At 60.1% G+C, this 13,141-nt stretch carries 9 protein-coding genes; 7 read left to right on the top strand and 2 right to left on the bottom strand.

Features of this window, described 5'->3' with window-relative positions; genetic code table 11:
* The first annotated feature begins 168 nt into the window (after nucleotides 1-168).
* The 3 genes from E2F50_RS11680 to E2F50_RS11670 all read left to right on the top strand — a co-directional run bounded on the left by E2F50_RS11680 (nucleotide 169) and on the right by E2F50_RS11670 (nucleotide 5,442).
* A complete protein-coding gene (locus tag E2F50_RS11680; protein WP_161974097.1) occupies nucleotides 169-1,836 on the top strand; it encodes a response regulator in 1,668 nt (555 codons plus the stop codon).
* Nucleotides 1,837-1,927: 91 nt separating this feature from the next.
* Nucleotides 1,928-3,283, top strand: coding sequence for a putative bifunctional diguanylate cyclase/phosphodiesterase (locus tag E2F50_RS11675; protein ID WP_133316273.1), 1,356 nt, complete (start codon nucleotides 1,928-1,930; stop codon nucleotides 3,281-3,283).
* Nucleotides 3,284-3,396: 113 nt separating this feature from the next.
* Complete coding sequence (locus E2F50_RS11670; protein ID WP_133316272.1) at nucleotides 3,397-5,442, top strand: NADH:flavin oxidoreductase; 2,046 nt, start codon at nucleotides 3,397-3,399, stop codon at nucleotides 5,440-5,442.
* A 95-nt stretch (nucleotides 5,443-5,537) separates the two neighbouring features.
* Here the strand turns inward: E2F50_RS11670 and E2F50_RS11665 are convergent, their stop codons facing one another.
* Nucleotides 5,538-6,134: a PRC-barrel domain-containing protein gene (locus E2F50_RS11665; protein WP_133316271.1), complete on the bottom strand. Its 597-nt coding sequence runs from the start codon at nucleotides 6,132-6,134 to the stop codon at nucleotides 5,538-5,540.
* A gap of 185 nt (nucleotides 6,135-6,319) precedes the next feature.
* A complete protein-coding gene (locus E2F50_RS11660; RefSeq protein WP_133316270.1) occupies nucleotides 6,320-7,201 on the bottom strand; it encodes an SMP-30/gluconolactonase/LRE family protein in 882 nt (293 codons plus the stop codon).
* Between the two features lie 370 nt (nucleotides 7,202-7,571).
* Between E2F50_RS11660 and E2F50_RS11655 the strand changes: the two genes are divergently transcribed.
* The 4 genes from E2F50_RS11655 to E2F50_RS11640 all read left to right on the top strand — a co-directional run bounded on the left by E2F50_RS11655 (nucleotide 7,572) and on the right by E2F50_RS11640 (nucleotide 12,957).
* The gene (locus E2F50_RS11655) at nucleotides 7,572-8,303 is read left to right on the top strand and encodes a LuxR family transcriptional regulator (protein WP_133316269.1); all 732 of its coding nucleotides are present in this window, start codon (nucleotides 7,572-7,574) and stop codon (nucleotides 8,301-8,303) included.
* Between the two features lie 363 nt (nucleotides 8,304-8,666).
* The gene (gene apbC / locus E2F50_RS11650) at nucleotides 8,667-9,809 is read left to right on the top strand and encodes an iron-sulfur cluster carrier protein ApbC (RefSeq protein ID WP_133316268.1); all 1,143 of its coding nucleotides are present in this window, start codon (nucleotides 8,667-8,669) and stop codon (nucleotides 9,807-9,809) included.
* A 259-nt stretch (nucleotides 9,810-10,068) separates the two neighbouring features.
* The gene (locus E2F50_RS11645) at nucleotides 10,069-11,040 is read left to right on the top strand and encodes a magnesium transporter CorA family protein (protein ID WP_133316267.1); all 972 of its coding nucleotides are present in this window, start codon (nucleotides 10,069-10,071) and stop codon (nucleotides 11,038-11,040) included.
* A gap of 15 nt (nucleotides 11,041-11,055) precedes the next feature.
* Complete coding sequence (locus E2F50_RS11640; RefSeq protein ID WP_133316266.1) at nucleotides 11,056-12,957, top strand: potassium transporter Kup; 1,902 nt, start codon at nucleotides 11,056-11,058, stop codon at nucleotides 12,955-12,957.
* Nucleotides 12,958-13,141: the final 184 nt, after the last annotated feature.

Raw genomic sequence — 13,141 nt, 5'->3', positions numbered from 1 at the left:
GATGGCCGGCTGGGCACCGTCACAACAGGATCGACCACTCGTTGAAAACTTGCAGCCAGCATGTTTCGCTATGCCTTGACCAAATGCGAGAGGGTGAGCGCCGAAAGGCGTCGATCACAAGCAGCCTTCTCGGCGCCGAGCCAAAGAAGCATACGGGGGTCTCATCCTATGAATGATGTAGCGTCGGCGGACGCGAACATTCAAATTGCCATGCTGGAAGTCATCTCCGAAGGGATCTCCGGGGCGATCCTGGTCTATGACAAGAACGACCTGATCGTGTTTGCCAGTCAGCAACTGCTTGCTCTCCTGTCCCTGCCGAAGACTTTTCTGGTTCCGGGGACAAGGCTGCGCGATTTCCTCGGCGCCGTCTACGATGGCGGCGGCCGCTTCTCCGCGGATGCTTCCGGCGCGCGTCGCACGACAAGCCGCGAGGACTGGATCGCCGATCAGATAGCTACCTTGTGGAAGGAACGGGCGGAGATTGTCGAACGGCGCGACAATGATCGCTGGCTGAGCTTTACCAAGCGACGCTTGTCATCGGGCTACGGCATCTGTGTCATCCGCGACGTTTCCGAGCTCAAAAAGCGAGAGGAGCAATGGCGCGCCGACATGGAGCGGGTGCAGATTACCGAGGAAGTGCTCGATAACCTTCCCTTCACAGTGACGGTCAAAGACCGCAGCCATACCTTCGTGGCCGTCAACAAGGCTGCCTGCAAGTTTCACAACCTCTCACCCGAGGCGATCCTTGGCCACAAGGGTGAGGAATTCCAGCCGGTGGAACTGCGTGAGCGGTTGGAAGCCATCAACAATCACGTGCTTGATTCAGGAGAAGAGCTGTCGCTGCCGGAACGCCTGACCCGCGCCGACGGTTCGGAAGTGATTATCGTCGCCAACAAGTATCGGATCGGCAAGCCCGGGCGCTATTTCGTTGTCACGACCATGCAGGATCTAACCCGGTTCATCGGCGTGGACGATGTGAGCCATGATGCGATCGCCTCGATGAATAAACAGGAATTCATCGAATGGAGCTTACGCCGCGGCGAACGCGACAGGCATCTGGACAGCGAAGTATCGAGCTTGGCGAACCGCAAGGTCCTCGTCGTTTCAGCCGATCCGCAAGTGGAAGCCGACGCTCTGACGCTGTTGGGGGAACTCCAGCTGGATGTATCCTCGGTCTGCGCCAAAGAAGAACTGACACTCTTTTTGCAGCTGGCGCGAGAAGCCGACATCCAGGTTGACTTGGTTGTGGTGGACGGGCGGATGAAGGCGGCTTGTGCCGAGATCGCCGCCACGCACGGCATCCCAATGATCGAGATCGATGCAGGGGAAATGAGCGCCGACCTCATATCCGCTGTGTCCAGCCATTTCAGGGGAATGGCCGGTGAGATGCACGGGCGGCAGGACGGCAACTGGCAGATTGTCGAGGAGGATGGGGAGCCGGATCTCGACATTCTGGTTGCGGAAGACAACGAGGTGAACCAGATCGTCTTCTCGCAGATCCTGGAGGGCCTTGGGTATCGCTATGCCATCGCCGCCGATGGCGAAGAAGCGGTAAGCTTGTGGCGGGAGCGGTCACCGCGCCTTGTTCTAATGGATGTGTCTCTCCCCAAGCTCAACGGCTTCGAGGCGAGCTGCGCCATCCGCGCCTTGGAGGGCGAAGAGGCACGCACACCAATCATCGGCGTACTCGCCCAAGCATTTGAGCGCGACCGTGAGCAATGCTTCAGTTCCGGCATGAACGACGTCATCCTCAAGCCGATCAGCCCCGAAGCGCTTGAGACCGTGTTCGAGAAGTTTTTGGGCGAGCCCCAGCAGCGGACGACCTTTGCCGGCTGAAGCGTGCTGGAACATGTAAGGATCCAAGGCGAATTTCTTAATCTTTCTGTCGCATTCTTCGCAAACTTGTGCGTTCAAGCCAGGATTTCGTATGACGTCAGCGGGAAACCCATGGCCCCAGGTCAGCCAGAATGAGCTGCAGGCCATGGCCTATAGCGATCCCCTAACGGGGCTCGGCAATCGCTACCGGCTGCGCGACAAGGTCCGGCTGCTGGCAGCGGAACGTGCCGCCGATCCCGCTCCCTTTACCATCTGCATCGCCAATCTCGACGGCTTCAAGCCGATCAACGACCTGTTCGGCGCCGAAGCGGGTGATGAGATCCTTTGCCAAGTCGCCCACCGTCTCAAGGCCTGCATTCCCGACGGTGCGACGGTGACGCGTCACGACGGTGACGAATTCGCCTTCATCCTGCCGCTGATCTTCGAGCGCAATGGGGCCGAACGCATTGGCCAGATGATGAAGGATGTCCTTTCGGCGCCTTACGACCTCGGCGACCGCAATGTGCGTCTTTCAGCTTCCTTTGGTTTTGCCATCTATCCTTTTGCAGGCGAAGATTTCGAGGAGCTCCTGAAGAGCGCTGAAACCGCACTTTACCGCTCCAAGCGCCGCGGGCGCGGCCAGATCACCGTTTATTCCCGCGAGATTGCGCAGGAGATGAAGCGCGCGACCCAGCTGGAACAGGCTCTCCGGAACGCTATCATCAACGATGCGGTAGATGTGCATTTCCAGCCGATCGTCAGGCTCAGCGACGGTGCGCCGCTCGGCTTCGAGGCTTTGGCCAGATGGGTCGATGCCGACCTCGGTTTCGTATCGCCGGCCGTCTTCGTACCGCTCGCAGAAGAGCGCGGCTTCATCGACGCGCTATCCGAAACCCTACTGCGCAAGGCGGCGGAAGCGGCGCTGGCCTGGCCACGCGATCTATTCCTGTCCTTCAACCTGTCTTCCGCGCAGCTGATGGATCCGGGCACGACCGAAACGACGCTTGCAGCACTTGCCCGCGTTGGGCTCGACCCGCACCGCCTCGAGCTCGAAATTACAGAGACTGCGGTCATGACGTCGGCGGACACCGCGCACCGCATCGTCACCGACCTGCGCAAAGCCGGCGTGCGCATCTCGCTGGACGATTTCGGCACCGGTCAGTCGAGCCTCGGCCGGCTGCGCGATTTCACCTTCGACAAGGTGAAGATCGACCGTGCCTTCGTGTCCCGCATCACCAGCGATCGTGCTTCCGAGCATATCGTCAAGGCGATCATCGCCATGTGCCAGGGCCTCGACCTGGATGTCGTGGCCGAGGGCATCGAGGAGAAGGCGGATGCGGACAAGCTGAAATTCCTTGGTTGCGGCATGGGCCAGGGCTATTATTACGGCAGACCGGCGGACAGTGCCGCCACGTTGCGGTACCTGCAGGACCAGTACCGCGACTTCCTGACGATCGAGCGGGCCTGACGATCGAGCGGCCTGAAGACGACGCTGTGCGGACAGTGTGCGGCGCGTCTGGTCGTCGTCATCTTTGCTTTGCTGCGCAATGATGGTCTTTCCTCCAGAGGCCGGAGACCGCCATGTCCGTTTCCAACGATCCCCTCCTGCAGCCCTTTCAGCTCAAGCACCTGACGCTGAAGAACAGGCTCATGTCGACAGCTCACGAGCCGGCTTATTCCGAAGACGGCATGCCCAAGGACCGTTATCGGCTCTACCATCGGGAAAAGGCCAAGGGCGGCATTGCGCTGACGATGACGGCGGGCTCGGCGATCGTTTCGCAGGATAGCCCGCCGGCTTTCGGCAACCTGCATGCTTATCGCGACGAGATCGTCCCCTGGCTGAAGAAGCTGGCGGACGACTGTCATGACTACGGCGCTGCCGTCATGATCCAGCTTACCCATCTCGGACGTCGCACCGGTTGGAACAAGGGTGCCTGGCTGCCGGTTCTTGCGCCGTCGCCTATTCGCGAGCCAGCACACCGCGCTTTTCCCAAGGAGATCGAGGACTGGGACATCGAGCGCATCATCAGCGATTATGCTTCGGCGGCGGCGCGCATGCAGGCGGCCGGTCTGGATGGCATTGAGTTCGAGGCCTACGGTCACCTGATGGATCAGTTCTGGTCTCCCGCCACCAATCGGCGGGAAGACGAGTTTGGCGGATCGCTCGACAACCGCATGCGTTTCGCGATGCTGGTGACGCAGGCGGTCCGGAACGCCGTCGGTCCCGATTTCATCGTCGGCATACGGATGGTGGCCGACGAGGATTGGAGCAGCGGCCTGTCCAAGCAGGAGGGAATCGAAATCGCTCAGCGGTTCGCGCGATCGGGCCACATCGATTTCCTCAATATCATCCGCGGCCATATCGACCATGATGCGAGCCTCAACGAGGTGATCCCGATCCAGGGCATGCGCAGCGCCCCGCATCTCGATTTTGCCGGCGAGGTGAGGGAGGCGACGCGGATTCCTGTCTTCCATGCGGCTCGCATCGCTGACGTGGCGACGGCCCGTCACGCCATAGCCACCGGCAAGCTCGACATGATCGGCATGACGCGCGCTCATATTGCCGATCCGCATATCGGCGCCAAGATCGCCCGCGGCGAGGAGCATCTTATCCGTCCCTGCGTCGGCGCCACCTACTGCCTCGACAGGATCTATGAAGGCGGCGAAGCGCTGTGCATCCACAATGCTTCGACCGGCCGGGAGGCAGAGCTTTCGCATGCCGTTGCCGAGGCGGAGATTCGCCGAAAAACCGTCGTCATCGGTGCCGGGCCGGCCGGGCTGGAGGCGGCAAGGGTGCTCGCCGAGCGGGGCCACGCCGTTACCGTGTTGGAGGCTGCCGGAGAGGCCGGCGGCCAGGTCAATCTTCTTGTCCGTAATCCGCGCCGCAAGGAAATGATCGGCATTATCGACTGGCGCCTGGCGGAACTGGAGCGGCTTGGCGTGGAGATCCGCTATGGCGTCTTCGCCGAAGCGGAGGATGTGCTCTCGCTGACGCCGGATTTGGTCGTTGTTGCCACCGGCGGCATTGCCCAGGCTCCCGAGCTGGAGGCGGGAGGCGAGCTGCTGACCTCAAGCTGGGATATTATGGCCGGCGGGGTCAAGCCGGCCGGCCCCGTCCTGTTGTTCGACGACAATGGCGGACATCCGGGAATGAGTGCCGCCGAGGTGATTGCGCTAAGCGGTGCTGAGCTGGAACTCGTCTCACCGGAACGGTTCTTCGCGCCGGAAATGGGCGGGATGAACCACGTTCCTTACGCCAAGACCTTTGCAGAGCGCGGCGTACGGGTCACCATCAACAGTCGCCTGAAATCCGTGCGGCGCGACGGCAATGCGCTCATCGCGGTTCTTGGTTCGGATTTCTCGGATCAGGTCTTGGAGGAGCGGCGCGTTGCGCAGGTCGTGGTCGAGCACGGCACGGCTGCCAATGCGGAGCTCTACATGAGGCTGAAGCCGCTTTCGCGAAATGGCGGTGCCGTGGATTACGCCGCGCTGATCGCCAGGAGACAACCTTTGCCGGTTAAGCAGGTAGCGTCCGGTTTCGACCTGATCCGGATCGGCGATGCAGTGGCCAGCCGCAATATTCATGCGGCGATCTATGATGCATCGAGATACTGTTCGCTCCTCTGAAATAATGCGCGCGAGGCACAACAAAAGGGCGGCATCCGCGTGATGCCGCCCTTCCGATTGTCAGCGACGTGTCGCCCGTTCCAGGCTCCGGCCGATTACTTTGCAGGAGCCGTCGACGGGTTGGTGGCGCCGCCGGTAGCAGGCATGGTCGAGGACGTCGTGGTCCTGTCGGTTTCAGCCTGCTGATCTTCCATGGTCTTGAATTCCGGGGCGGCCTTCAGGGCCTCCGCCGTCTCAGTGGTTGTCAGCCGCGTTTCGTTATTGTTGTCGGCTTCGCGGGTCATGGTGATCCTGTCGACCGGCACGGCGACATCCTTTTCGCCGATGCCGAGGAACCCGCCGACGCCGATCACGGCTGCGACGATGGCACCCTTGTCTTCGAAGATAAGATCGTTGACGTCGCCAATGCTCTCATTGTTGGCGTTGTAGACGGGCTTGCCGATGTAGTCATTGGCGCTGATCTGGTTCTGGGCTTGCTCCGTCAGATACGAACCCGAAGATGCGGCCGTGGTGCCGGTGCTTGCAGCCGGGGTCGCGGCACTATCCGCGGGCTTAGCGGCCGGATCTACCGGAGCGCCCGGCGCTGCCGGAGTGTTAGGAGCTGCCGGGCTGGTCTGAGCAAATACCGGAGCGATGGCGGTGGATGCCATCAGAACTGCTGCGGCTGCCATTGTGCTGAGGGTCTTTTTCATAACTGTCCTGCCTTCCCTATGTTGATTTTGGGTTGACGAGTGGGCGACATGCGCCCGGGCCGACGGCTTCGTTGCGCCGTCGGTGTCGACAGGAAAATGATGACCAAAAGGAATGGTTCCGGAAAGGATGCCGATATTCAGCCTCGCCTGGCCAGATTTCAAGCACGTTCCGGTTCAGTCCTCACTTAAAGCCGGTAAAAGGGCTCGTGCTGCGATTCGATCGGCACGAGGATCTCGAAAAGCGCTCCTGCCAATGGGTCTTCGGCCCGTGCACCATCGTCGAGCCCTTGCCAGGCAGAGGTGACGGCAATCCGTCCATTGGCGATGAAGGCAGGGCAGGTCGTCTGCTTGGCAGGCAGCAGATAGCGTCCGAGATGAGCGCCGTCCGGCCCGAAACGGTCGATTGCGCCCAGCCCCCATCGGGCGTTCCAGATCGTTCCGTCGCTGTCGCAGATCGACCCGTCAATTCCGCCCGGCTGGCCCTTCTGGTCGACCAGAACCTGCGGTTCACCCTTCGGCAATCCGGTGTTTGGGTCGAGCGGCACCCGCATCAGCCGGTTGATCTTGGTGTCCACATAATATCCGATCGACCCGTCCGGCGAGAAGCAGATCGAATTGGGGATGCCCACGCCTTCGAACAGCCGGGTAACGACGCCTCGTGCGACATGATAAACGGCACCGGCGCCGTGGTCGCCAGTCTTGCTCATCGTTCCGATCCACAGGCTGCCGGACGGATGAACGCGGCCGTCGTTCGAGCGATTGGCTGGCTTGCCCGGCTCGATCTCGCAATAAGGAGACAACCTCCCGCTCGACCGGTCGCGAATGAAAAGCCCCTTTTCGCTGGCAATCAACTGCCGGTCTGCATCGATGGACGCAACTACGCTCGCCATGAACGGAAGCGCATGTACGGTTTCGCGCGCGGTGGCTACGTGAAGTTCGTGCAGGGCCTTGCCGACGATGTCAAACCACCACAGGGTTCCCGTCTCAGCTTCAAAGCTTGGTCCCTCGCCAAGCTCGCACAGCGAGGATGACAAAATGATTCCACTGAACTCGTGGATAGGCGTCATGCGGCAACTCCCAAACAATGTTTCAAGGCGATATCTAGAACAACAGAACCAGGATGTCGAAGGTGAAGAGACATTTGCGCCATGGTGGAGAAAAATCCAACGCCGGGCGGCACGAAATGCGCTCGGGCCCGATTGGCAATGTGACCAATTATCAGCATCATCAGTGTGGTGATTTGACAATACGCAACGATTTGACCCTGACTTGGATATTTATAATAGAGTTAGAAGCCTTCGGACACGTCAGGCGCGAAAGCCTGCAGCAAGCCTCGACGCTTACTGCCGGTAGGGTGACGCTACGCTGAGCAAGCATTTTAATGACCGGTGCAGATGAGATCCTCATTGCAGGCGACCGGTGAGCGAAGAGCAAGACATGTCAAAGACAGAAAAAGCTGCCGATATTCCGATCTTCGACGGTGACCCCAGCGAGATTGCCGGTCTCGGCACGCAGTTTGACGTGATCCGGTTCATGAAGCGGCTTGCACAAGCCTATGACTGCCGAAACTTCATGGTCCTTTATCTTCCGGCCACCACCTCCCGCGAACTTTCTTCCAATACGATCATCACCAACTGGCCGGCGGAGATGATGTCGCTGTTCGATCGCGAAGGCCTGATGCAGACGAGCCTGGTGCTTCGTCGGTTGCGCGATTCGACTACCCCTTTCAGTTTCGATCTCGACACGCTCTCCACGGACCGGGTGAAGCCGCAGGTCAGGGATCTGTTCACCCGATTCGGGATCATTCGTGGCGCCTATTTCCCGGTGCATGACGTGTCGGGTGTCCGGGGCGCTGTAGCACTGACCGGTTCGGGCCGGTCTTTCAGCCATCAGCAGATGATGGAACTGATGTATATCTCCATCCATGTCTTCCAGCGGCTGGCGGAGATACGCAATCTCGATATCCGGCCCGCAGACCTGTTGACGGACCGTGAAACCGACTGCCTCACCTGGACCGCGGCCGGAAAGACCAGCGCCGAGATTGCTGATATCCTCGGTCTCTCCGAACATACGATCAATCACTACCTGAATCGGGCGGCTAAGAAGATGGACTCGGTCAATCGAACCCAGGCCGTCGCCAAGGCCCTTCGCATGGGGCTGATCAAGTAGAAACTGATCAACCGATCACGCAAAGCCTTTAAGCACCTAATCATTCGCAAACATGATGCTGATGCCTTCTTGGGCGCCTGGCCGAAGATCTTGCTTGGTTATTTGGCAAAACACTTTCGAAACCCTGGCAATCTTGATGTTTGCATCTGGCATGATTTGTGCTTTGCCAAGTCAGGTCCAGAGGGGACCGCCAGCGCCCTCAAGAGGCGCGACTAAGAAAAACCGTCGCTCGAGCGTGGCGCCATGCGGCTGCCCGATCGAGCGACGGCCTCAAGCTTCTTGCTCCGGCACCGCTGCAACTCCTATATACAGTCGATATGCACCAGCGCCGCGTGATCGGCGCTGAGGATCGAGGAGTTTAAAATGTCGGAAGTGACGAAAGATCAGGTCCTGACGGTGCTGGCCAAGGTTCGTGGGCCGGATCTGCAGGGTGACATCGTCTCGCTCGGCATGGTGTCCGACGTCTTCATATCCGATGCCAAGGTTTATTTCTCGATCACTGTTCCGGCCGACCGGGCCCGCGACCTCGAGCCGTTGCGCCAGGCGGCTGAAAAGTCGGTGAAGGCGATGCCGGGGGTGAAGGGGGCGCTGGTCACCTTGACAGCGGACCGCAAGGCGGGTGCGGCGCCGGCGCCCCGACCACAGCCCGCCGCAGCCCAGGGACATGCCCATCCCCACCCGCCCCAGGGACAGGCCCGGGAAAAAATAGGCGTGCCAGGCATCGGCGCCATTATTGCGGTTGCTTCGGGCAAGGGCGGGGTCGGCAAATCGACCACGGCGGTCAACTTTGCGCTTGGCCTTCAGGCGAATGGCTTGCGGGTCGGCATTCTCGATGCGGACATCTATGGCCCTTCCGTCCCGCGTCTCCTCAAGATTTCCGGCCGGCCGCAGCAGATCGAAAACCGCATCATCAAGCCCATGGAGAACTACGGCCTGAAGGCCATGTCCATGGGCTTCCTCGTGGATGAAGAAACGGCGATGATCTGGCGCGGCCCGATGGTCCAGTCCGCCTTGCTGCAAATGCTGCGTGAAGTCGCCTGGGGCGATCTCGACGTGCTGGTCGTCGACATGCCGCCGGGTACCGGTGACGTGCAGTTGACCATGGCGCAGCAGGTGCCGCTCGCCGGCGCCATCATCGTGTCCACACCGCAGGACCTCGCGCTGATCGACGCCCGCAAGGGCATTGCCATGTTCAAGAAGGTCGAGGTGCCGCTGCTCGGCATTGTCGAAAACATGAGCTACTTCCTCGCCCCGGACACAGGCACGCGCTACGACATTTTTGGCCATGGCGGCGCGCGGGATGAGGCGGCCCGTATCGGCGTGCCTTTCCTCGGCGAAGTACCGCTGACGATCGATATCCGCGAACGCTCCGATGCAGGTACGCCGGTGGTTGTTTCCGATCCGGGCAGCACTACAGCGCAGATCTACCGGCAGATCGCCGCAAGGGCTTGGGCGGAGTTGGGAGCACTGAGCCCACGGCCGGCGCCGGCCATCGTGTTCGAATAAATCGCTGCAGGCTAGGATTTACCGGCTGGCAAAACCCGCCGTTTATCCGATGAATCCCGTTTCGCCTTAACCGGCTTGTTTATTGCCGATGCCGGAGTCATGTTGCGGCGCAAACGGGATCTTCCATGCGGCTCTTGATTTCGGCCCTACCTGTGTTTATAGGCGCCTCCCGCGAGAGGCCATCGCAGGACGCTGCCGTTTTGGGGACCATGTCTCCGCTTTCCATTCAAGGCCGAGCCAGTTCGGCCGGAGACCAAGCTTGATCAATGCTTATAGCGCCAACGGCACCATAACGACGCTTGCGCCGGCCGACGCCCTGCAGCAATTGCCCGAGAACATTGTCTGGATCGACCTCGTTCATCCAACTGCGCAAGAGGATTCCTATGTCGAGGGTCTGCTCGGCATCCAGGTCCCGACCCGCGACGATCTCAAGGACATCGAGCCGTCAAGCCGCCTATATATAGAGAAGGGCGCGGTCTTTATGACGGCATCGCTCGTCTGGCGTGCCGACAGCAACAGTCCGGAACTGACCGACATCGCCTTTATCCTGGCCGGCAGCCGCCTCGTCACCGTGCGTTATGCCGAGCCGAAGAGCTTCCAGCTGTTTATCGCAGCGCTTGGCCGCAATTCCGATGATCTACGCGACGGCCCGACAATGCTCGCCAGGCTTCTGGAAACCATTGCCGACCGCACCGCAGAAGTCCTCGAACATGCTGTCGATCATATCGACAAGCTGTCGATCGATATCTTTCGGGACCGTGGAAAACGGCGTCCGCCGCAGTTTCTCGAAGGCAAGCTTGCAGACATTGCCGAATTCCACAGGCTGGTCAGCAAGGTGCGCGACAGCTTGAATTCCCTGTCTCGGCTGCTGGCATTCTTGATGAATGTGCCGCTTATCCACGACGACATGAGCGACAAGAACCTTTGCCAGACGGTTGCCCATGACGTGACGACCTTGTCGGAACACGCAGCCTTCATCGCCAGCAACATCGCCTTCCTGCTTGATGCCTCCCTTGGGCTTATCAATGTCGAGCAGAATTCGATTATCAAGATATTTTCCATTGCCTCGGTGGTCTTCTTGCCTCCGACGCTCGTCGCCTCCATCTATGGCATGAACTTCAAATACATGCCTGAACTGGATTGGCACCTGGGTTACCCGCTTGCCATCCTCGGCATGTTGCTGTCTGCCATCATCCCCTTCTTCTTTTTCCGTTGGAAAGGTTGGCTGTAACAGGCCAGATGCTACATGGGTCATCCCGCAGAACATCACGCCGCGGAGAAATCCAAGGTTCAAGGGCTCTTCGCCCTGGCGCTTGGATCCGTCGGCGTCGTTTATGGCGATATCGGCACGAGCCCGCTTTATGCCTTCCGAGAGGCCCTCAAGCCCATAGCGCATGACGGTGTCACCGAAACCGAGATCATCGGGTTGATATCGCTGATGATCTGGACGCTGACAGTCATTGTCACGCTGAAATATGTCCTGTTCCTGCTGCGGGCAGATAATGACGGCGAGGGCGGAACCCTGTCGCTGCTTGCCTTGCTCACCAAGGCGGCAGCCGGCCAGCGCGCCATGCTGATGCTTCTCGGCTTGATCGGTGCGGCGCTGTTTCTCGGCGACGCCATGATCACGCCCGCCCTTTCGGTCATGTCGGCGGTCGAAGGCCTGAAGCTGGTCGCGCCGTCCATGGAAGGTGCGGTTCTGCCGATCTCGGTCTGCATGCTGATCGCCCTGTTTGCCATCCAATCAAAGGGCACCGGCTTGGTCGCACGCTTCTTCGGCCCGATCACGGCGGTCTGGTTCTTGGTCATGGGGGCAGGGGGAATTGCGCATCTCTTCGACGATCTAAGCATTCTGGCGGCCTTCAATCCCTGGTACGCTGTTCAGTTCATGCTGCGCGAAGGCTATGTCGGCATTGTCGTGCTGGGGGCCGTCTTCCTGACCGTTACCGGTGCCGAAGCGCTCTATGCGGATCTCGGCCATTTCGGTCGCAGGCCCATCCAGTGGGCGTGGTTCGTGCTGGTCTTCCCGGCCCTGACGCTGAACTATCTCGGCCAGGGCGCGCTCGTGCTGAAGCGGCCGGAAGCCATGTCGGATCCCTTCTATCTGATGTTCCCGCAATGGGCGCTGCTGCCGGTCGTCATTCTGGCCACCGCCGCCACCATCATTGCCAGCCAGGCCGTCATTACGGGCGCTTTTTCGCTGGTTCGCCAGGCGATCCATCTCGGCTATCTGCCGCGCATGCAGATCCTCTTCACCTCCGAAACCAATACGGGACAGATCTTTCTACCGGGCGTCAACACCCTGCTTCTGGTTGGTGTGATCGCTCTCGTGCTGGGTTTCGAAAGCTCCGAAGCGCTTGCTACCGCCTACGGGATCTCGGTGACCGGGGCCATGGTCGTCACCACCCTGATGGCATTCGAGTTCGTCAGGCTCAAATGGCGCTGGCCGCAGACCTTTGCGATTGCGGTGCTGGCTCCGCTTCTGGCGCTTGAAGTGGTGTTTCTCGGTGCCAACCTGCTGAAGATCCATGACGGCGGCTGGGTGCCGGTGATGATGGCGATCATTTTCACCATCGTCATGTGGACCTGGAAGCGCGGTGCCGGGATCCTGTTCGAAAAGACCCGGCGCATTGACGTGCCGCTCGGCACCTTCATCCCGATGGTGGAAAAGAAGAGTGATCACTCGCCCGTTTCAGTGCCCGGCATCGCCATCTTCCTGACCGGCGACCCGGAAACCGCACCGGCGGCGCTGTTGCACAACATCAAGCACAACCACGTTCTGCACGAAAAGAACGTCGTGCTAACGATTACCACCGTCAACAAGCCGCGTGTCTCCGTTGAAGAGCGGTTCCGCATCGAAAAGCTGTCCGATCGCTTCACCCTGATCGAGCTGCGCTTCGGCTTCATGCAATCGCACAATGTTTCCCAGGCGCTCGCTTATCTGCGCAAGACAGGCTTCAAGTTCGATATCATGTCGACATCCTTCTATCTCGGCCGCCGCAAGCTGGTGCCGGACGCGGCCTCGGGAATGCCCATGTGGCAGGACCGGCTGTTTATCGCCATGGCCAATGCCGCGACCGACCCGTCTGACTATTTCCATCTGCCGGCCAATCGCGTCGTCGAGCTCGGATCGCATGTGATCATCTGATGCTGCGATCGGTTCGGCACGGGGCGCTGGAGATGGCAGGGCGCGGGCCGCGCCGTGACATTTATGCGAGACTACTGAAATACCCGGGTCTTCAACGACCTCGGCCGGCCCACGTTAACGGCTCATCAAGGTTAATGATTCATCTTCACCGCATTGATTTGCCTTGTGGAGTGACCGGTTTTGC

Source organism: Rhizobium deserti (assembly GCF_004358025.1).
GTDB lineage: Bacteria > Pseudomonadota > Alphaproteobacteria > Rhizobiales > Rhizobiaceae > Neorhizobium > Neorhizobium deserti.
This window is presented reverse-complemented; position numbering and strand designations above follow the sequence as displayed.

Coding starts and splice junctions, on each gene's coding strand:
- E2F50_RS11655 (WP_133316269.1), top strand. CDS start 7,572: ATGTCAAAGACAGAAAAAGCTGCCGATATTCCGATCTTCGACGGTGAC.
- E2F50_RS11670 (WP_133316272.1), top strand. CDS start 3,397: ATGTCCGTTTCCAACGATCCCCTCCTGCAGCCCTTTCAGCTCAAGCAC.
- E2F50_RS11640 (WP_133316266.1), top strand. CDS start 11,056: ATGGGTCATCCCGCAGAACATCACGCCGCGGAGAAATCCAAGGTTCAA.
- E2F50_RS11660 (WP_133316270.1), bottom strand. CDS start 7,201: ATGACGCCTATCCACGAGTTCAGTGGAATCATTTTGTCATCCTCGCTG.
- apbC (WP_133316268.1), top strand. CDS start 8,667: ATGTCGGAAGTGACGAAAGATCAGGTCCTGACGGTGCTGGCCAAGGTT.
- E2F50_RS11665 (WP_133316271.1), bottom strand. CDS start 6,134: ATGAAAAAGACCCTCAGCACAATGGCAGCCGCAGCAGTTCTGATGGCA.
- E2F50_RS11680 (WP_161974097.1), top strand. CDS start 169: ATGAATGATGTAGCGTCGGCGGACGCGAACATTCAAATTGCCATGCTG.
- E2F50_RS11675 (WP_133316273.1), top strand. CDS start 1,928: ATGACGTCAGCGGGAAACCCATGGCCCCAGGTCAGCCAGAATGAGCTG.